Source organism: Lelliottia amnigena (assembly GCF_019047465.1).
Taxonomy (GTDB): Bacteria; Pseudomonadota; Gammaproteobacteria; order Enterobacterales; family Enterobacteriaceae; genus Enterobacter; species Enterobacter amnigenus.
The window spans coordinates 2,101,470-2,121,471 of sequence record NZ_CP077236.1; the positions used below are offsets into that span (position 1 = coordinate 2,101,470).

The following is a 20,002-nucleotide window of genomic DNA, read 5'->3' on the forward strand; positions in this document are numbered from 1 at the left end:
TGAGCTGCGCAGAAAACAAGCCAGTCTGATACGTTGGCCAGATGTTTACTGCGTCTGTAGCCACTCCTCAATAAAATCGACAATCTCATCCATTCCCCCCGCCGTGAAACTTTCTCACCTTTCTCATACAGACTCGACATTCACATGAATCTTCGTTATTGTCAGCTATCTGGATGTCTAAACGTTTATACGTATGCTGTGAGGATTTAAGGCTATGCCGATTCGGGTGCAGGACGAGCTACCAGCCGTCAATTTTTTGCGAGAAGAAAACGTCTTTGTAATGAAGGCCTCGCGTGCGACAGGTCAGGAAATTCGTCCGCTGAAGGTCCTTATCCTCAATCTGATGCCCAAAAAAATCGAAACGGAAAACCAGTTCCTTCGCCTTCTTTCGAACTCACCGCTGCAGGTCGATGTTCAGCTTTTACGTATTGATGCACGCGAGTCACGCAACACCCCTTCTGAGCACCTCAACAACTTTTACTGTGATTTTGAAGATATCCGTAATGATAATTTCGATGGATTAATTGTGACCGGGGCACCGCTTGGTCTGGTCGAATTTAACGATGTCGCCTATTGGCCGCAGATCAAACAGGTGCTGGAGTGGGCGAAAGATCATGTGACTTCAACGCTATTTGTTTGTTGGGCCGTCCAGGCTGCACTGAATATTCTTTATGGCATCCCTAAACAGACGCGTTCAGACAAGCTGTCTGGCGTCTACGAACACCATATTCTGCATCCCCACGCGTTGTTGACGCGCGGTTTTGATGACTTTTTCCTGGCACCTCACTCGCGCTATGCTGATTTCCCGGCCGCGCTCATTCGCGATTACACCGATCTGGAAATCCTCGCCGAGACGGAAGATGGCGATGCTTATCTCTTTGCCAGCAGGGACAAGCGTATTGCCTTTGTCACGGGGCATCCTGAATACGATGCACATACGCTGGCAAGCGAGTTTTTCCGCGATGTTGAAGCAGGCCTGAGCCCGGAAGTGCCGTACAATTATTTCCCTAAAAACGATCCGCAAAACACGCCCAGAGCATCCTGGCGCAGCCACGGTAATTTGCTGTTTACCAACTGGCTCAATTATTACGTCTACCAGATCACGCCATACGATCTGCGACATATGAATCCAACGCTAGAATAATTGACTGACTCAAACGATCCTAAAGCGTTTCAGCTCTCCAGATAAGGCACCTTCGGGTGCCTTTTTTATTTCCGAAATACAAACCGACAACCAGAAAATATTTAACGCATTGTTAATCAGTGAGTTAAGTTCATTTAATTATTAAAATGGAAATTATTTTTGATTTTAGAAAAATAATAGATAGTCTTAACTCTGCTGAGCGAAAACTGTCCAACGATCTTTCGCTCGCACTGGATGAGTGTATTGGGATCTTTGATGAGGAGCAGCGTAATGACTCAACAGGCAACGACAGCAGACGAACTGGCCTTTAATCAGCCACACGGGGAGCAGGAAAAGCAGATTTTGACGCCAGAGGCTGTCGAATTTCTCGCTGAGCTGGTCACGCGCTTCGCGCCAAAGCGCCAAACGCTGCTGGCGGCGCGCATTCAGCAACAGCAGGATATAGATAACGGCAAACTGCCTGACTTTATTTCGGAAACTGCTTCCATTCGTGATTCGGCCTGGAAGATTCGCGGTATTCCTCAGGATTTGCAGGATCGTCGCGTTGAAATCACCGGCCCGGTTGAGCGCAAAATGGTCATTAACGCCATGAATGCCAACGTTAAAGTGTTTATGGCGGATTTCGAAGATTCGCTCGCACCGGACTGGCGCAAAGTGATTGAAGGGCAAATCAACTTGCGCGATGCGGTTAATGGGACGATCAGCTATACCAACGAAACCGGGAAAATCTACCAGCTCAAACCGGATCCTGCGGTCTTAATCTGCCGCGTACGAGGTCTACATCTGCCAGAAAAACACGTCACCTGGCGTGATGAACCGATTCCCGGCAGCCTGTTTGATTTTGCGTTGTACTTCTTCCACAACTATCAAAATTTGCTGGCAAAAGGCAGCGGTCCCTATTTTTATCTGCCAAAAACCCAGTCCTGGAAAGAAGCGGCCTGGTGGAGTGAAGTGTTTAGCTATGCGGAGGATCGCTTTAATTTACCGCGCGGGACCATCAAAGCCACACTGTTGATTGAAACATTGCCTGCGGTATTCCAGATGGATGAAATCCTGCACGCGTTGCGTGACCACATCACAGGACTGAACTGTGGGCGCTGGGACTACATTTTCAGCTACATCAAAACCCTGAAAAATCATCCTGACCGCGTTTTACCCGACCGTCAGGCGGTCACGATGGATAAACCTTTCCTGAACGCTTACTCGCGTTTACTGATAAAAACCTGCCACAAGCGCGGCGCATTCGCGATGGGCGGAATGGCTGCGTTTATTCCGAGCAAAGATGCCGAGCGCAACAATCAGGTGCTGAGCAAAGTAAAAGCGGATAAAGAGCTGGAAGCCCACAACGGTCACGACGGTACGTGGATTGCGCATCCAGGCCTTGCTGACACGGCAATGGACGTTTTTAACCGGACATTAGGCGATAACAAGAACCAGCTTTTCGTTAGTCGTGAAGACGATGCGCCTGTCACCGCAGAGGAACTCCTGGCACCCTGCGAAGGCGAACGAACTGAAGCCGGTATGCGCGCCAATATTCGCGTTGCCGTGCAGTACATCGAAGCGTGGATTTCAGGTAACGGCTGCGTACCGATTTACGGTCTGATGGAAGATGCCGCGACGGCTGAGATTTCGCGTACCTCCATCTGGCAGTGGATCCATCACCAGAAGACCCTCAGCAACGGCAAACCGGTGACGAAATCGCTGTTCCGCCAGATGCTGGCCGAAGAGCTGATGACCATCCAGGACGAGCTGGGCGAGCACCGCTTTAGCAGCGGTCGTTTCGACGACGCCGCGCGTCTGATGGAACATATCACGACGTCGGATGAATTAATCGACTTCCTCACCCTGCCAGGTTACCGCCTGCTTGCATAAATCCACCCCATAACAATACGGAGCATCTGCACATGAAAACGCGCACCCAACAAATCGAAGAATTACAAAAAGAGTGGACACAGCCGCGCTGGGAAGGCATTCAACGCCCGTATAGCGCAGAGGACGTGGTGAAATTACGCGGCTCGGTCAATCCTGAATGTACGCTTGCGCAGCTTGGTGCGGCCAAAATGTGGCGTCTGCTGCACGGTGAATCGAAAAAAGGGTACATCAATAGTCTCGGGGCGCTGACGGGCGGCCAGGCGTTACAGCAGGCGAAAGCGGGAATCGAAGCGGTCTATCTTTCCGGCTGGCAGGTGGCGGCCGATGCTAACCTGGCATCCAGCATGTATCCGGATCAGTCACTCTATCCGGCTAACTCTGTGCCATCGGTTGTCGATCGGATCAACAACACATTTCGTCGTGCCGATCAGATCCAATGGTCTTCGGGGATTGAGCCAAACGATCCGCGTTATGTCGATTATTTCCTGCCGATCGTTGCCGATGCAGAAGCCGGTTTTGGCGGCGTACTGAACGCGTTTGAGCTGATGAAATCCATGATTGAAGCCGGTGCAGCGGCCGTTCATTTTGAAGATCAGCTGGCGTCCGTGAAGAAGTGTGGGCATATGGGTGGCAAAGTATTGGTGCCAACTCAGGAAGCCATTCAGAAACTGGTCGCCGCGCGTCTGGCAGCAGATGTACTGGGTGTCCCGACGCTGGTTATCGCCCGTACCGATGCCGACGCCGCTGACCTGATCACTTCCGACTGTGATGCTTACGACAGCGAATTTATTACCGGTGAGCGTACCAGCGAAGGCTTCTATCGTACTCATGCGGGTATCGAACAGGCGATCAGCCGTGGTCTGGCTTATGCCCCGTATGCGGACCTGGTGTGGTGTGAAACCTCCACGCCGGATCTGGCGCTGGCGAAACGCTTTGCCGATGCCATTCACGCAAAATACCCCGGCAAACTGCTGGCCTATAACTGCTCGCCCTCGTTTAACTGGCAGAAGAATCTGGATGACAGCACCATCGCCAGCTTCCAGCAGCAGTTGTCCGAGATGGGCTACAAATATCAATTTATTACGCTCGCGGGCATTCACAGCATGTGGTTTAACATGTTCGACCTGGCGCATGCCTACGCGCAGGGTGAAGGGATGCGCCACTATGTCGAAAAAGTGCAGCAGCCGGAATTTGCTTCGAGTCAAAAAGGTTACACCTTCGCCTCTCATCAGCAGGAAGTGGGCACGGGCTACTTCGACAAAGTCACCACTATTATTCAGGGCGGCGCCTCATCCGTCACCGCCTTGACCGGCTCGACCGAAGAATCACAGTTCTAACCGCATTTTTCCCTCTCCCTCCGGGAGGGGGCGAGGGAAAACTATGTCGCGAGGTCTGGAGTTACTGATTGCACAAACCATTCTGCAGGGCTTTGATGCGCAGTATGGTCGTTTTCTGGAGGTCACGTCAGGCGCACAGCAGCGCTTTGAGCACGCCGACTGGCACGCCGTTCAGCAAGCCATGAAGCAGCGTATTCACCTTTACGATCACCATGTTGGTCTCGTCGTGGAGCAGTTACGTTGCATCACCGAGGGTAAAAGCACCGATGCGGATTTTCTGCTGCGTGTGAAAGAGCATTACACCCATTTATTACCGGATTACCCGCGCTTCGAGATTGCGGAGAGCTTTTTCAACTCCGTCTATTGTCGGTTATTTGACCACCGCTCGTTATCTCCTGAGCGGTTATTTATTTTCAGTTCTCAGCCGGAGCGCCGCTTTCGGGCGATTCCCCGTCCACTGGCGAAAGATTTTTTTCCCGAACCGGGTTGGGAAAATGCCCTCAACAACGTGTTGTCAGATTTACCCCTGCGACTGCCCTGGCAGAATAAAGCACGTGATGTCGGCTACATCGCTGCACATCTGATCGACACCTTGGGTGAAGAGACGTTGCGCCACAGCCACTTACAGGTCGCAAACGAACTGTTTTTCCGTAACAAAGCGGCATGGCTGGTTGGCAAACTCATCACACCGGAAGCCACGATCCCTTTTTTACTGCCCATCCATCGCTCTGATGACGGCGAACTGTTTGTTGATACCTGCCTGACGACCAGCGCGGAGGCCAGTATTGTCTTCGGTTTCGCCCGCTCGTATTTCATGGTCTATGCCCCGCTTCCCGCCGCCCTGGTCGAATGGCTACGCGAGATATTACCTGTCAAAACCACCGCCGAACTCTACATGGCGATTGGTTGCCAGAAGCACGCTAAGACCGAAAGCTATCGCGAATATTTGCACTACATCACCAGCACCGATGAGCAGTTTATTGAAGCGCCGGGTATCCGCGGCATGGTGATGCTGGTGTTCACGCTGCCCGGTTTTGACCGCGTGTTTAAAGTCATTAAAGATCAGTTTGCCCCACAAAAAGAGATGACGGCGGCGCACGTTCGCGCCTGTTATCAGCTGGTGAAAGAGCACGATCGCGTCGGGCGCATGGCGGACACGCAAGAGTTTGAAAACTTTGTGCTGGATAAGCGCCAGATCGATCCCACGCTGATGGCGTTACTCCTTCAGGAAGCGCCGGGTAAAATCACCGATTTGGGCGATAAAATTGCTATCAGCCATCTTTATATTGAACGTCGCATGGTGCCGCTAAATATCTGGCTAGAGCAGGTTGAAGGCGCGCAATTGCGCGATGCAATTGAAGAGTACGGCAACGCGATCCGCCAGCTTGCCGCTGCCAATATTTTCCCCGGCGACATGCTGTTTAAAAACTTTGGCGTGACCCGTCACGGACGCGTGGTGTTCTACGATTACGACGAAATTTGCTACATGACTGAAGTAAATTTCCGCACCATTCCAGCAGCGAGATATCCAGAGGATGAACTCGCCAGCGAGCCGTGGTACAGCGTCTCGCCGGGCGATGTCTTCCCGGAGGAGTTTCGCCACTGGCTCTGCGCCGACCCGCGCATCGGGCCGCTCTTTGAAGAGATGCACGACGATCTGTTCCACGCCGATTACTGGCGCGGTCTGCAAACGCGAATCAAACAGGGGCATGTCGAAGATGTGTACGCGTACCGCAAACGGCAGCGCTTTTGCCAGCGAGAATAAAGCAGAACGGCATCCCCGTTGCCGATTTAGTGTCTTCTCCTCTCCCGTGGGAGAGGGCCGGGGTGAGGGCATCAGGCCGCACACAGTAAAAGTAAACGGCATCCCCGTTGCCGATTTAGTGTCTTCTCCCTCTCCCCGTGGGAGAGGGCCGGGGTGAGGGCATCAGGCCGCACAGAGTAAAAGCATACAGCAACCCGGTTGCCGTTTTAGTGTCTTCTCCCTCTCCCCGTGGGAGAGGGCTGGCTGAGGGCATCAGGCCGCACAGAGTAAAAGCAAACAGCAACCCGGTTGCCGTTTTAGTGTCTTCTCCCTCTCCCCGTGGGAGAGGGTTGGGGTGAGGGCATCAAGCCGCAAAAGCCTTAACGAATCCCGCCATAGGCCAGCGTCACTTCTTTGGCCGCTTTGATCACCAGCGCACCCAACTCCGTTACGCTATCGTCAGTCACGCGTGAAATCGGTCCGGAAATGGAGATCGCGGCAAACGGCTCGCGATGCTCATCAAAAATACATGCCGCAATGCAGCGCAGGCCAAGCGCGTGCTCTTCATCGTCAAACGAGTAGCCGCGTTTGCGGGTCTGGGCTAAATCTTCTTTCAGATGTACCGGTGAAACCAGGGTGGCATGCGTATAGGCATGCAGCCCTTTTCGATGCAGCAGGCCAGTGACTTGCTCCTCACTGAGCTGCGACAGGAACGCTTTCCCCGCGCCAGAAGCGTGCATGGGCAGCTTGCCGCCAATCGGCGCAGACATACGCATCAACTGCGTACATTGTACCTGGTCGATAATAATCGCCTGATGATCGCTCTGGTCCAGGACGGCCAGATTGACCGTTTCGCCGGAGTCTTCCATCAGCTTGCGCAGAATCGGATGCACAATCGCCAGCAAATTACGGCTCTGCAGGAAGCTGCTGCCGACGATAAACGCATGCGCGCCTACCGACCAGTGCCCAAGCTCGCCAACCTGACGGACAAAACCCAGCTGCTGCATGGTGGTCAGCAGACGATGCGTTGTGGAGTTCGGTAAGCCCGCCTGCTGCGCCAGCTCTGTTAACGCTACGCTGCTGTGCGATTCGGCTATCCATTCCAGCAGCTTTAATCCACGCGTCAACGACTGGACCTGACCCGCAGGCTGAGCGGCAGTAGTGGCAGCAGGTTTTCTGCCGCGTTTAGCGGGAACGGTGGCAACCATAGCGAACTCCTTTTTCTGTATCGTGGAAATCATTTTCGTTTTATTTGGTGATTTTGCAACCGTTATCCTGACTGATCGGAGGAGTGATAGTGAACATGTCTCATGTTAACGCAGTGTGGCTTCTCCGCTCAGTCAGATTATGCCAGTATGGATAACTGGCCTGGTGGCCTGGGTGAGCGTTGTCGGGAGCAAGTGTGAGCAGCAAAATAGACCAACTGCGTGCGCAGTTAAACGAACGAATTCTGGTGCTGGACGGCGGCATGGGCACCATGATCCAGAGCTACCGTCTGAGCGAAGACGATTTCCGCGGCGAACGTTTCGCCGACTGGCCCTGCGACCTGAAAGGCAACAATGACCTGCTGGTGCTCAGTAAATCCGATGTCATTGCGGCGATTCATCACGCCTATTTTGAGGCGGGTGCGGACATTGTCGAAACCAACACGTTCAACTCGACAACGATCGCCATGGCCGATTACCAGATGGAATCCCTGTCGGCGGAAATCAACTTCACCGCAGCAAAGCTTGCTCGCGCCTGCGCTGATGAATGGACCGCGCGCACGCCGGAAAAGCCACGCTATGTGGCCGGTGTTCTGGGGCCGACCAACCGTACCGCATCAATTTCACCAGACGTTAACGATCCCGCTTTCCGTAACGTCACTTTCGATCAGCTGGTGGCCGCGTATCGTGAATCCACCAAAGCGCTGGTGGAAGGCGGTTCCGATCTGATCATGATCGAAACGGTCTTCGATACGCTCAATGCCAAAGCCGCCATCTTCGCCGTAAAAGAAGAGATGGAAGCGCTGGGCGTTGACTTACCGATCATGGTGTCTGGCACCATTACCGATGCCTCCGGACGTACCCTCTCCGGGCAGACAACCGAAGCGTTTTATAACTCTCTGCGCCACGCGGACGCGCTGACCTTCGGTCTGAACTGTGCGCTGGGGCCTGACGAACTGCGTCAGTACGTCCAGGAACTTTCACGTATCGCCGATTGCTATGTCACCGCGCACCCGAATGCGGGCCTGCCAAACGCTTTTGGGGAATACGATCTCGACGCGGTGACCATGGCAGCACAAATTCGCGAGTGGGCGGAGTCTGGCTTCCTGAATATTGTGGGTGGCTGCTGCGGCACAACGCCAGAACATATCGCCGCGATGAGTCACGCCGTGGCGGGCTTGCCGCCGCGCACGCTGCCGGACCTGCCGGTGGCCTGTCGTCTGGCGGGTCTTGAACCGCTGACCATCAGCAAAGAGAGCCTGTTTGTGAACGTCGGTGAACGTACTAACGTCACCGGCTCTGCCAAATTCAAACGGTTAATCAAAGAAGAGAAATACAACGAAGCGCTGGATGTTGCGCGTCAGCAGGTCGAAAGCGGCGCGCAGATCATCGACATCAACATGGATGAAGGGATGCTCGACGCCGAAGCGGCGATGGTGCGTTTCCTGAATTTGATTGCCGGTGAGCCAGACATCGCCCGCGTGCCGATCATGATCGACTCCTCGAAATGGGATGTCATCGAAAAAGGGCTGAAGTGCATTCAGGGTAAAGGCATTGTTAACTCCATCTCGATGAAAGAGGGGATTGAGCCGTTTATCCACCACGCCAAACTTGTGCGCCGTTATGGCGCGGCCGTCGTGGTGATGGCCTTTGACGAGGTCGGTCAGGCGGATACCCGCGAGCGCAAAATTGAGATTTGCCGACGCGCCTACAAGATTTTGACCGAAGAGGTCGGCTTCCCGCCGGAAGACATTATTTTCGATCCGAATATTTTCGCCGTCGCGACCGGCATCGAAGAGCACAACAACTATGCGCAGGATTTTATTGGCGCGTGTGAAGACATCAAACGCGAGCTGCCGCATGCGCTGATCTCCGGCGGCGTTTCCAACGTGTCGTTCTCATTCCGTGGTAATGATCCGGTGCGTGAAGCGATCCACGCCGTGTTCCTCTACTACGCGATTCGCAACGGGATGGACATGGGTATCGTCAACGCCGGACAGCTGGCGATTTACGATGACTTGCCTGCCGAGCTGCGCGAGGGGGTTGAAGATGTGATTTTAAACCGTCGCGATGATGCTACTGAACGCATGCTGGATCTGGCAGAGAAATATCGCGGCAGCAAAGCGGATGAAAGCGCGAATATTCAGCAGGCGGAATGGCGCGCGTGGGATGTGAAAAAGCGTCTGGAATATTCGCTGGTGAAAGGGATCACGGAGTTTATCGAGCTGGATACCGAAGAAGCGCGCCAGCTGGCTGCACGTCCTATTGAAGTGATTGAAGGGCCGCTGATGGATGGCATGAACGTGGTGGGCGATCTGTTCAGCGAGGGGAAAATGTTCCTGCCGCAGGTGGTGAAATCCGCGCGTGTCATGAAGCAAGCCGTGGCCTATCTAGAGCCTTATATTGAGGCCAGCAAAGAAAAAAGTTCCAGTAACGGCAAGATGGTGATCGCCACCGTGAAGGGCGATGTGCATGACATCGGCAAAAATATCGTCGGCGTGGTCCTGCAGTGTAATAACTACGAAATCATCGATTTAGGCGTGATGGTTCCGGCGGATAAAATTCTCAAAACCGCGCGTGAAGTGAATGCCGATCTGATTGGCCTGTCCGGGTTAATCACCCCGTCGCTCGACGAGATGGTTAACGTGGCAAAAGAGATGGAACGGCAGGGCTTTACCATTCCGCTGCTGATTGGCGGGGCGACCACCTCAAAAGCGCACACGGCGGTCAAAATCGAGCAGAATTACAGTGGGCCAACGGTGTACGTGCAGAACGCCTCGCGCACCGTTGGCGTGGTTTCTGCGCTGCTGTCCGACACGCAACGCGATGATTTTGTAGCGCGAACGCGCAAAGAGTACGACACCGTGCGTATCCAGCATGCGCGTAAAAAGCCGCGCACGCCGCCGGTGACGCTGGCCGCCGCACGCGAAAACGATCTGGCTTTTGACTGGTCAAGCTATACGCCGCCCGTGGCGCACCGTCTGGGCGTGCAGGACGTTACTGCCAGCATCGAAACGCTGCGTAACTACATCGACTGGACGCCGTTCTTCATGACCTGGTCGCTGGCGGGGAAATACCCGCGCATCCTCGAGGACGACGTGGTGGGTGAAGAAGCCAAGCGCTTGTTCAACGATGCCAACGATATGCTTGACCAGCTAAGTGCAGAAAAAACGCTAAATCCGCGCGGTGTGGTTGGCTTGTTCCCGGCTAACCGCGTGGGCGATGACATCGAAATTTATCGCGATGAAACCCGCACCAGCGTGCTGGCGGTCAGCCGTCATCTGCGCCAGCAAACCGAAAAAGTCGGCTTTGCGAACTACTGCCTGGCCGATTTTGTCGCGCCTAAACTCAGCGGCAAAGCGGACTACATTGGCGCATTCGCTGTCACCGGGGGCCTTGAAGAAGACGCTCTCGCGGAGGCGTTTGAAGCGCAGCACGACGATTACAACAAAATCATGGTTAAAGCGATTTCGGACCGTCTGGCCGAGGCCTTCGCGGAATATCTGCATGAGCGCGTGCGCAAAGTGCATTGGGGTTATGCTCCGAATGAAAACCTCAGCAATGAGGAACTTATCCGCGAGAATTACCAGGGTATTCGCCCGGCACCAGGCTATCCGGCGTGCCCTGAGCACACCGAAAAAGGAACGATCTGGCAACTTCTGGATGTCGAAACCCATACCGGCATGAAGCTGACGGAATCCTTCGCCATGTGGCCAGGCGCGTCTGTTTCGGGCTGGTATTTCAGCCATCCTGACAGCAAATACTACGCGGTCGCGCAAATTCAACGCGACCAGGTGGAAGACTACGCCATGCGTAAAGGGATGAGCGTGTCGGAAGTGGAGCGCTGGTTGGCGCCTAACCTGGGTTACGATGCGGATTGACCTGGCTCACTTGCCAGCTTACACCAGGGCTGTTCTCGCTCGAGTCACGTACTCTGTGTACGCTCCCCTCGCTGCGAGCAGTCCGTGTGCAATCTGGCTGCGCCGCCGACGGTCAATATTAAACTTCATTACTTGCCAGCTCGCACCAGGGCTGTTCTCGCTCGAGTCACGTACTCTGTGTACGCTCCCCTCGCTGCGAGCAGTTGGTGTGCAATCTGGCTGCGCCGCCGACGGTCAATATTAAACTTCATTACTTGCCAGCCCGTACCAGACGCTAGATAAATCGGGATATTTCACTTTTCCTTACAACATACGGGGCGCTCATGCGGCGCCCTGTCTCTTTATTACGTTTAAAGCCTTATACTGGAAGAAGGTCTTTCCTCACGTGAAAAAGCGGGGAGGGAACCAAAGGAACACATAACGATAAGGAGAACCCACTTCCGTGCTGACACTGTTACACCTGCTTTCTGCCGTCGCTCTCCTGGTATGGGGCACTCATATTGTCCGTACCGGTGTGATGCGTGTGTTTGGCGCACGCTTACGTACTGTTCTCAGCCGCAGCGTTGAGAAGAAACCGCTCGCCTTTTGCGCGGGTATTGGCGTCACCGCGCTTGTGCAAAGCAGCAATGCGACCACGATGCTCGTCACCTCGTTTGTGGCACAAGACCTGGTTGCGCTGACGCCCGCGCTGGTCATCGTATTGGGCGCGGATGTGGGCACCGCGCTGATGGCACGCGTGTTGACCTTCGATCTCTCCTGGCTCTCGCCGCTGCTGATTTTCATCGGCGTGATCTTCTTTTTGGGGCGTAAACAGACGCGCGAAGGCCAGCTTGGGCGCGTGGGCATTGGCCTCGGCCTGATCCTGCTGGCACTGGAACTGATTGTTCAGGCCGTCACGCCGATTACCCAGGCTAACGGTGTGCAGGTTATTTTCGCTTCGCTGACCGGCGACATCATGCTCGATGCACTGATCGGTGCGGTCTTCGCCATCGTCAGTTATTCCAGCCTGGCCGCGGTCTTGCTGACCGCGACTCTGACGGCAGCGGGCGCGATTTCATTCCCGGTGGCACTGTGTCTGGTGATCGGTGCCAACCTTGGCTCGGGACTGCTGGCAATGCTGAACAACAGCGGCGCCAACGCCGCCGCCCGTCGTGTGGCGCTCGGCAGTTTGCTGTTTAAGCTGGTGGGCAGCCTGATTATTCTGCCGTTTGTGCATCCGCTGGCGAACGCGATGGATAATTTGCCCTTGCCGAAAGCGGAGCTGGTTATCTACTTCCACGTTTTCTACAACCTGGTACGTTGCCTGGCGATGGTGCCGTTTGCCGGGCCAATGGCGCGTTTCTGCAAGCGGATGATCCGCGATGAGCCAGAGCTCGACGCGCGCCTGAAGCCGAAACACCTCGACACCTCCGCACTGGATACGCCTGCGCTGGCGCTGGCCAATGCAGCGCGCGAGACGCTGCGCATTGGCGATGCGATGGAAACGATGCTGGATGGCCTGAAAAAGGTCATGCACGGTGAGCCGCGCGAAGAAAAAGAGCTGCGTAAGCTGGCTGACGATATCAACGTGCTTTATACCGCCATCAAACTTTATCTGGCGCGCATGCCGCAGGATGAGCTGGCCGAAGAGGAGTCCCGCCGCTGGGCGGAGATTATCGAGATGTCGCTAAACCTTGAGCAGGCATCCGATATTGTCGAGCGTATGGGCAGCGAGATTGCCGATAAATCGCTGGCGGCACGTCGGGCATTTTCCCTGGAGGGCGTCGCCGAGCTGGACGCGTTGCTGGAACTGTTACTCAATAACCTGAAGCTGGCGATGTCGGTCTTCTTCTCCAGCGACGTGCCCAGCGCGCGCCGTTTGCGCCGTAATAAGCACCGCTTCCGTATTCTGAATCGCCGCTACTCGCATGCGCACGTTGACCGACTGCATCAACAAAACGTGCAAAGTATCGAAACCAGCTCTCTGCACCTGGGGCTGCTCGGCGATATGAAACGTCTCAACTCGCTGTTTTGCGCCGTGGCCTATAGCGTGATGGAACAGCCGGACGAAGATGACGAAAGGGATGATTATTAATCTTCAGCACTTTTAATCGTCAATCCAAGACCCAGCGCTTTCATAACGGCAAGCGTGGTTTTAAGCGTTGGGTTACCTTTTTCACTAAAAGAGCGATACAGCTGTTCGCGAGACAAACCCGTTTGTGTCGCAATGGTAGACATTCCTTTTGCGCGGGCAACGATCCCTAATGCTTTAGCAATGTAGGCAGAATCGCCAGTTTCTAGCGCATCAGCCATGAATACGCTAATTTCATCATCATTGATAAGCGCCCGGGCAGGATCGTAATGAGTGAGTTCAGTCATGGTGTATAAACTCCCGATGTTCGAGTGATCTTGCGAGTGTCTTTGCCAGAATGATGTCTTTATCCTGACTATTTTTATTGCCGCCACTGAGCAAAATGATCAGTACGTTTCCCTGCGATTTAAAATAGATCCTGTAACCCGGGCCGTAATGAATCCGTAGCTCGCTGATACCTTCTCCAACAGGTTTTACATCCCCCGGCAGACCATTAGCCAGGCGGAATAAACGCGCTGCAATAAGCGTTTTTGCACGTGGATCGTTTACGTTTTGCTCCCAGCAACGGAAGGATTCTGTTTGAACAATCTCCTTCATACTACTCCATGTTGTTTTTAAACTACAGTGTCAGTTTGGCGAATGGAAGGAAATTAGAAGGTGTTTGTAGGGGAGTAAATGACTAACGTGGAGATCCTGAAAGCACGCCGCAAACTCGACTGAGATATTGGCGGCTAATCTTTTTACTCGCCGCAACCTAAGGTATATTTCGCCTATAAAGGAGAAATTATGCTGCCCAACCAATCAACCCGATTAAACAAATACATTAGCGAGAGCGGGATTTGCTCACGCCGCGAAGCTGACCGCTACATCGAGCAGGGTAACGTGTTCATCAATGGTAAACGCGCGGCTATCGGTGATCAGGTCGCCCCTGGCGATGTGGTCAAAGTGAATGGTCAGTTAATCGAGCCAAGAGACGAAGAAAATCTGGTGTTTATCGCGCTAAACAAACCGGTTGGCATTGTCAGCACCACGGAAGACGGCGAGCGCGATAATATCGTGGATTTCGTTAACCACAGCAGCCGTATCTTCCCGATTGGTCGTCTCGATAAAGATTCACAAGGGCTGATTTTCCTGACCAACCACGGCGATCTGGTCAATAAAATCCTGCGTGCGGGTAACGACCACGAAAAAGAGTATGTGGTCACGGTCAATAAACCGATCACTGACGATTTTATTCGTGGAATGGGCGCTGGCGTCCCAATTCTGGGCACCGTCACCAAGAAGTGTAAAGTCAAAAAAGAGGCGCCGTTTGCGTTTCGCATTACCCTGGTTCAGGGTTTAAACCGACAGATTCGTCGTATGTGCGAGCACTTTGGTTTTGAAGTCACAAAGCTGGAACGCACACGTATTATGAACGTGAGCCTTGCGGGTATTCCGCTCGGGGAATGGCGTGATTTGAACGGTGATGAACTGATTGAGCTTTTTAAACTGATTGAAAATTCGTCCTCGGAAGCGAAGCCGAAGACGAAAGCAAAACCGAAAACGCAGGGAATTAAACGCCCGGTGGTGAGTGCACCAAAATCTGCCGAAAAAGAACGCAACAAGCCAGCCGGAAAGCGTTTTGTTCAGCCTGGCCGCAAAAAGAAAGGGCGCTAATTAGCGCCTTCCACGTGGTGCCGTATTGCCTGACCAGGAAAATGTTGATTCGGTGTCGGGCTTAAAAGCCTGCGCTTTTTTGACTTTGCGGGCTTTTTTGGCCTCAACTTCTCGCTGAGCCATCAGTTTGTCGATGTACTCTTTTTTGACCTGATTGGTCTCGGCGTTGGTCAGCGTGCGTCCATGGGCGATGCGTGCTCGATCGAGCAGGGTTTTCAGCTCGCGCTGTTCGCTCTCCGTCATGTCTTTCTGGGTCAATCTCGGTGTAGCCATCGCTGAAGCCTCCTGTAGAAGAGGCTTCAGTGTAAAGCAAGCCAGACCTGGCGCGAAGCGAATTAACCCGCTTTCACCCTATCTTTCTTGTGCGGTTCTTCAATCGGTTTCCCTGACCAGTAGCCCGCCAGCAACGATCCAGACAAATTATGCCAGACCGAGAACAATGCGCCGGGGAGTGCCGCAAGCGGAGAGAAGTAAATTTTACCCAGCGCGGCAGCCAAACCCGAGTTCTGCATACCGACTTCAATTGCCAGCGTACGGCAGGTGGATTCGTCAAAGCCAAACAGTTTTCCGCCCCAGTAACCGCTCAGCAGGCCAATGGCGTTATGCAGGATCACCGCGATGATGACCACAAAACCGACAGAAGCGATGTGCGAGGCTGAACCCGCGACCACCGCACTGATAATCGCCAGAATACACGCCATGGAAAAGGCGGGCAGATACGGCTCAACGGCCTTCACCACGCGCGGAAACAGATGATGAATTACCAGACCTAGCGCAATCGGAATCACCACTATTTGCAGAATCGAGAGCAGCATTCCCATCACATCGACCTGAATATGCGCATCCACGTACAGGCGCGTCAGCAACGGTGTGGCGACCACGCCCACCAGTGTCGAAACGGATGAAATGGTGACCGACAGCGCCACATCGCCTTTCGCCAGATAGATCATCACGTTTGACGCCGTACCGCTGGCGACGCTCCCGACCAAAACCATTCCCGCGGATAAATCCGGCGGCATCTTAAAGGCGATCGCCAGCAGCCAGGCGGCCAGCGGCATCACCAGATAGTGCAGGAAAATACCCGCCGCGACGGGCGCAGGGCGTGACAGCACGCGCTTAAAGTCGTCGATTTTCAGGTGCACGCCCATGCCAAGCATAATCAGCATCAGCAGCGTGGTGACCCACGGGCCGATCGGGGTGAAGGTGGTTGGCGTGTAATAAGCGAGCACAGAGAGCAGCAGCGCCCATAACGGGAACAGCCGGGTGATGGCGGATAACATAGTCTTTCCTTGCGATTTTAGTGTGTTGTTTTGTTATAAAAAAGCCGGGTCTGTGCCCGGCTGATAGGTATTGTTTATCCTGCTAAGGAATTTTATTCAAACAAATTATGATGAAGTTTCTGCACGACCTGCTCGGCTTCGTGGCCCGGCACCAGGAAGCACAGGTTGTAGCTGGATGCGCCGTAGCAAATCATGCGGATGTTGAACGGGTCGAGAACGCCAAACACCTCTTTGCCCACGCCGCAGGCGCGTGACAGCTTATTGCCGATGATCGCGACCAGCGCCAGGTCTTCTTCCACTTCCACGCGGCACAGAGCCGAAAGCTCCATCAGCAGCGACTGAGTCAGCAGCGTATCGCCGGTTGACGTTGAGCCGGTCGTATCCAGCGTTAACGCGATGCTCACTTCCGACGTGGTAATCAAATCAACCGAGATATTATGGCGCGCCAGAATACCGAACACTTCGGCGAGGAATCCGCGCGAATGCAGCATATTCAGGCTGTGCAGCGTGACCAGCGTCTGCTTACGGCGCAGCGCCAGCGCGCGGAACAGCGGTGGGTTCACAGTGTTTTTACATACCAGGGTGCCGCCCGCTTTCGGATCTTTGCTGGAGCCGACGAACACAGGGATATCGCTGCGCACGGCGGGCAATAATGTGGCCGGATGCAGCACTTTTGCGCCGAATGTCGCCATCTCAGCCGCTTCTTCGAATGCAATCACATCAATACGTTTAGCGGCAGGTACCACGCGAGGATCGGTGGTGTAGATGCCAGGGACGTCGGTCCAGATATCAACGCGCGTCGCATACAACGCTTCACCCAGCAGGGCTGCCGTGTAGTCGCTTCCGCCACGGCCAAGCGTCGTGGTGCGGCCTTTGGCTTCGCTCCCGATAAAGCCCTGGGTAATCACGATGCCTTCTGCAAGGCGCGGAGCCAGCTGCTGTTTTGACAGCTCAGAAAGCGTAGCAACGTCCGGCTCGGCACGACCAAAACGGTCACTGGTGCGCATCACTTTGCGCACGTCAAACCACTGCGCCATCACGTCGCGTTCACGCAGGATCTCAACGAAAAGCAGGGTGGACATCAACTCGCCGTGACTCACCAGTTCATCGGTCAGCGCCGTGGATGTCGCCAGCGAGGCCGCTTCGGCCAGGGTGGTGATATTTTCCATCAGGCGTTCAACTTCTTCACGAATGACGTGAGGATTTTGCATACGTTCGAGGATATCGAACTGAATTTTGCGCAGCGCGTCGAGCTTCACAAAGCGTTCTGTCGCTTCCAGTCCCTCAGACAACGCAACCAGCAGATTAGTCACTCCTGCTGATGCAGAAAGAACAACCAGGCGGGTATTCGGATCGGCCAGCACCACATCGGCGCTGCGGTTCATGGCAGCGTAATCGGCCACGCTGGTCCCGCCAAACTTGGCGACAACAAAACTCGTCATAACATCCTCGTGTAGGAAAAGAATAAAGCGACCCTGGCACAAGAATGAAATGAAAACAGGTGCAGGCGCAAATACCGCCCTATAAATAAAATGCGGGAGGAGTCCTGTCAACGCTGGGATTATGCGGATTTTTCATGGGGGGTACCCCCTGAGTAACAGGACTTATAAAAGGACGCTATTTTATCCTTCACTTTACCGCTGAACGGGCTACTTTTGACCGCCCGCAGGCTCAGGATTCAGCAGCTATACTTTTTGGGTCTTTTCACTCGCGTTTGATACAGGCCAGGCCAATGGCATAAAAACCATCACAATTTCTCCGCGCAGGCGCTACAATCGACCGCAGTCACAATTCTCAAATCACAAGAGTATTGCTAATGAAAAACATCAATCCAACGCAGACTTCTGCCTGGCAGGCACTACAAAAACACTTCGACGAAATGAAAGACGTCTCCATCGCGGATCTGTTCGCGAAAGACGGCGACCGTTTTGGCAAATTCTCCGCAACCTTCGACGACCAGATGCTGGTGGATTTCTCCAAAAACCGCATCACGGAAGAGACGCTGGCGAAACTGCAGGATCTGGCGAAAGAGACCGATCTGGCAGGGGCTATCAAGTCCATGTTCTCCGGTGAGAAGATCAACCGTACCGAAGACCGTGCCGTGCTGCACGTTGCGCTGCGTAACCGTAGCAATACGCCAATTATGGTTGATGGCAAAGATGTGATGCCTGAAGTCAATGCGGTGCTGGAGAAGATGAAAACCTTCTCAGAAGAAATCATTTCCGGGAGCTGGAAAGGCTATACCGGCAAAGCGATTACCGACGTGGTGAACATCGGTATCGGTGGCTCTGACCTCGGCCCGTTCATGGTGACCGAAGCGCTGCGTCCGTACAAAAATCATCTGAACATGCACTTTGTGTCTAACGTCGATGGCACCCACATCGCCGAAGTGCTGAAGAAAGTGAATCCAGAAACCACGCTGTTCCTGGTGGCGTCGAAAACCTTCACCACGCAAGAGACCATGACCAACGCCCACAGCGCGCGCGACTGGTTCCTGGCAACGGCGGGTGACAACAAACACGTGGCGAAACACTTCGCGGCGTTGTCCACAAACGGTAAAGCGGTGGGTGAATTCGGTATCGACACCGCCAACATGTTTGAATTCTGGGACTGGGTTGGCGGTCGTTATTCTCTGTGGTCGGCAATCGGCCTGTCGATTACTCTGTCCGTGGGTTACGACAACTTCGTTGAGCTGCTCTCCGGCGCGCACGCGATGGACAAACACTTTGCCAACACGGCACCAGAGAAAAACCTGCCGGTTCTGCTGGCCCTGATCGGCATCTGGTACAACAACTTCTTTGGTGCTGAGACCGAAGCGATCCTGCCGTACGACCAGTACATGCACCGCTTTGCAGCGTACTTCCAGCAGGGCAACATGGAATCCAACGGCAAATACGTTGACCGTAACGGCAACGCGGTGGATTACCAGACGGGCCCAATCATCTGGGGTGAGCCGGGTACTAACGGTCAGCATGCGTTCTATCAGCTGATTCACCAGGGCACCAAAATGGTTCCGTGTGATTTCATCGCACCAGCGACAACCCACAATGCCCTGTCTGATCATCACCAGAAGCTGCTGTCTAACTTCTTTGCGCAGACCGAAGCGTTGGCGTTTGGTAAATCGCGCGATGTGGTTGAGCAGGAATACCGCGATTTGGGTAAAGATCCGGCGACGCTGGAAAACGTGGTGCCATTCAAGGTCTTCGAAGGCAACCGCCCAACCAACTCCATTCTGCTGCGTGAAATTACGCCGTTCAGCCTGGGCGCGTTGATTGCGTTGTATGAGCATAAAATCTTTACTCAGGGCGCTATCCTGAACATCTTCACCTTTGACCAGTGGGGCGTTGAGCTGGGCAAACAGCTGGCGAACCGTATTCTGCCAGAGCTGGGTGACGATAAAGATATTAACAGCCATGACAGTTCAACAAATGGTCTGATTAATCGCTATAAATCCTGGCGCGCATAATCTTTATTCCGTAATGAATGCCGGCGACCTGCCGGCATTTTTTTATCGGATAATTCCGGTTGTCCGTTACCTGACGCAAATTTCTATTATAAGTTTAATCCGAAAAGCCTGATTACCCCGTTAATAACTGCGGGTTATTTTAGGAAAATACGGAGTATTAATATTGAGAGTTATATTTTAAGTTATTGAATATAAATAATTTTATTAATTTATATTTGCGTTTTATATTTCCTTTCATCCATTTATCCTAAAACCGCCTGGCTATTTCCCCGTACGTCAATCCGCCTGCTTTAGTTGTGTATACTCGAATCCGCCCGAATTTCTTTTTGGGCAAATCTCCATTCAT

At 53.6% G+C, this 20,002-nt stretch carries 14 protein-coding genes; 8 read left to right on the forward strand and 6 right to left on the reverse strand.

Features of this window, described 5'->3' with window-relative positions:
- The first annotated feature begins 214 nt into the window (after positions 1–214).
- The 4 genes from metA (at position 215) to aceK (ending at position 6,118) form a co-directional block, all read left to right on the forward strand.
- Positions 215–1,144: a homoserine O-acetyltransferase MetA gene (metA, locus tag I6L74_RS09850; RefSeq protein ID WP_059179814.1), complete on the forward strand. Its 930-nt coding sequence runs from the start codon at positions 215–217 to the stop codon at positions 1,142–1,144.
- A 270-nt stretch (positions 1,145–1,414) separates the two neighbouring features.
- Entirely contained in the window at positions 1,415–3,016 is a 1,602-nt protein-coding gene (aceB, locus tag I6L74_RS09855; RefSeq protein ID WP_059179815.1) for a malate synthase A, read from the forward strand.
- 32 nt (positions 3,017–3,048) lie between these two features.
- On the forward strand, positions 3,049–4,353 hold the full coding sequence (gene aceA / locus I6L74_RS09860) for an isocitrate lyase (RefSeq protein WP_059179816.1): 1,305 nt from the start codon (positions 3,049–3,051) through the stop codon (positions 4,351–4,353).
- A gap of 43 nt (positions 4,354–4,396) precedes the next feature.
- Complete coding sequence (gene aceK, locus I6L74_RS09865) at positions 4,397–6,118, forward strand: bifunctional isocitrate dehydrogenase kinase/phosphatase (protein WP_059179817.1); 1,722 nt, start codon at positions 4,397–4,399, stop codon at positions 6,116–6,118.
- Between the two features lie 359 nt (positions 6,119–6,477).
- On the opposite strand, the gene iclR is transcribed toward aceK, so the two are convergent.
- Positions 6,478–7,305, reverse strand: coding sequence for a glyoxylate bypass operon transcriptional repressor IclR (iclR, locus tag I6L74_RS09870; protein WP_072241915.1), 828 nt, complete (start codon positions 7,303–7,305; stop codon positions 6,478–6,480).
- Between the two features lie 194 nt (positions 7,306–7,499).
- Between iclR and metH the strand changes: the two genes are divergently transcribed.
- Both metH and I6L74_RS09880 read left to right on the forward strand, forming a co-directional pair.
- Positions 7,500–11,183, forward strand: a complete 3,684-nt coding sequence (metH, locus tag I6L74_RS09875; protein WP_059179819.1) for a methionine synthase — start codon at positions 7,500–7,502, stop codon at positions 11,181–11,183.
- A gap of 442 nt (positions 11,184–11,625) precedes the next feature.
- Positions 11,626–13,257 carry a Na/Pi cotransporter family protein gene (locus I6L74_RS09880; RefSeq protein ID WP_059179820.1) on the forward strand — a complete coding sequence of 544 codons (1,632 nt, stop codon included), beginning with the start codon at positions 11,626–11,628 and terminating at the stop codon, positions 13,255–13,257.
- On the opposite strand, the gene I6L74_RS09885 is transcribed toward I6L74_RS09880, so the two are convergent.
- Positions 13,254–13,541, reverse strand: coding sequence for an addiction module antidote protein (locus I6L74_RS09885; RefSeq protein ID WP_059179821.1), 288 nt, complete (start codon positions 13,539–13,541; stop codon positions 13,254–13,256). The two genes, I6L74_RS09880 and I6L74_RS09885, sit on opposite strands and share 4 nt — an antisense overlap.
- Positions 13,534–13,851, reverse strand: coding sequence for a type II toxin-antitoxin system RelE/ParE family toxin (locus tag I6L74_RS09890; RefSeq protein ID WP_059179822.1), 318 nt, complete (start codon positions 13,849–13,851; stop codon positions 13,534–13,536). The genes I6L74_RS09885 and I6L74_RS09890 overlap by 8 nt, the downstream gene beginning before the upstream one ends.
- A gap of 189 nt (positions 13,852–14,040) precedes the next feature.
- Between I6L74_RS09890 and rluF the strand changes: the two genes are divergently transcribed.
- The gene (rluF, locus tag I6L74_RS09895; RefSeq protein ID WP_059179823.1) at positions 14,041–14,910 is read left to right on the forward strand and encodes a 23S rRNA pseudouridine(2604) synthase RluF; all 870 of its coding nucleotides are present in this window, start codon (positions 14,041–14,043) and stop codon (positions 14,908–14,910) included.
- On the opposite strand, the gene I6L74_RS09900 is transcribed toward rluF, so the two are convergent.
- The 3 genes from I6L74_RS09900 to lysC form a co-directional block, all read right to left on the reverse strand.
- Positions 14,911–15,183: a YjbD family protein gene (locus tag I6L74_RS09900; RefSeq protein ID WP_059179824.1), complete on the reverse strand. Its 273-nt coding sequence runs from the start codon at positions 15,181–15,183 to the stop codon at positions 14,911–14,913. It lies immediately after the preceding gene.
- A 62-nt stretch (positions 15,184–15,245) separates the two neighbouring features.
- Positions 15,246–16,190, reverse strand: coding sequence for a ketopantoate/pantoate/pantothenate transporter PanS (gene panS, locus I6L74_RS09905; RefSeq protein WP_059179825.1), 945 nt, complete (start codon positions 16,188–16,190; stop codon positions 15,246–15,248).
- Between the two features lie 92 nt (positions 16,191–16,282).
- Complete coding sequence (gene lysC / locus I6L74_RS09910) at positions 16,283–17,632, reverse strand: lysine-sensitive aspartokinase 3 (RefSeq protein ID WP_059179826.1); 1,350 nt, start codon at positions 17,630–17,632, stop codon at positions 16,283–16,285.
- 374 nt (positions 17,633–18,006) lie between these two features.
- On the opposite strand from lysC, the gene pgi reads away from it, so the two are divergent.
- Positions 18,007–19,656, forward strand: coding sequence for a glucose-6-phosphate isomerase (pgi, locus tag I6L74_RS09915; RefSeq protein ID WP_059179827.1), 1,650 nt, complete (start codon positions 18,007–18,009; stop codon positions 19,654–19,656).
- The last annotated feature ends 346 nt before the right edge of the window (positions 19,657–20,002 follow it).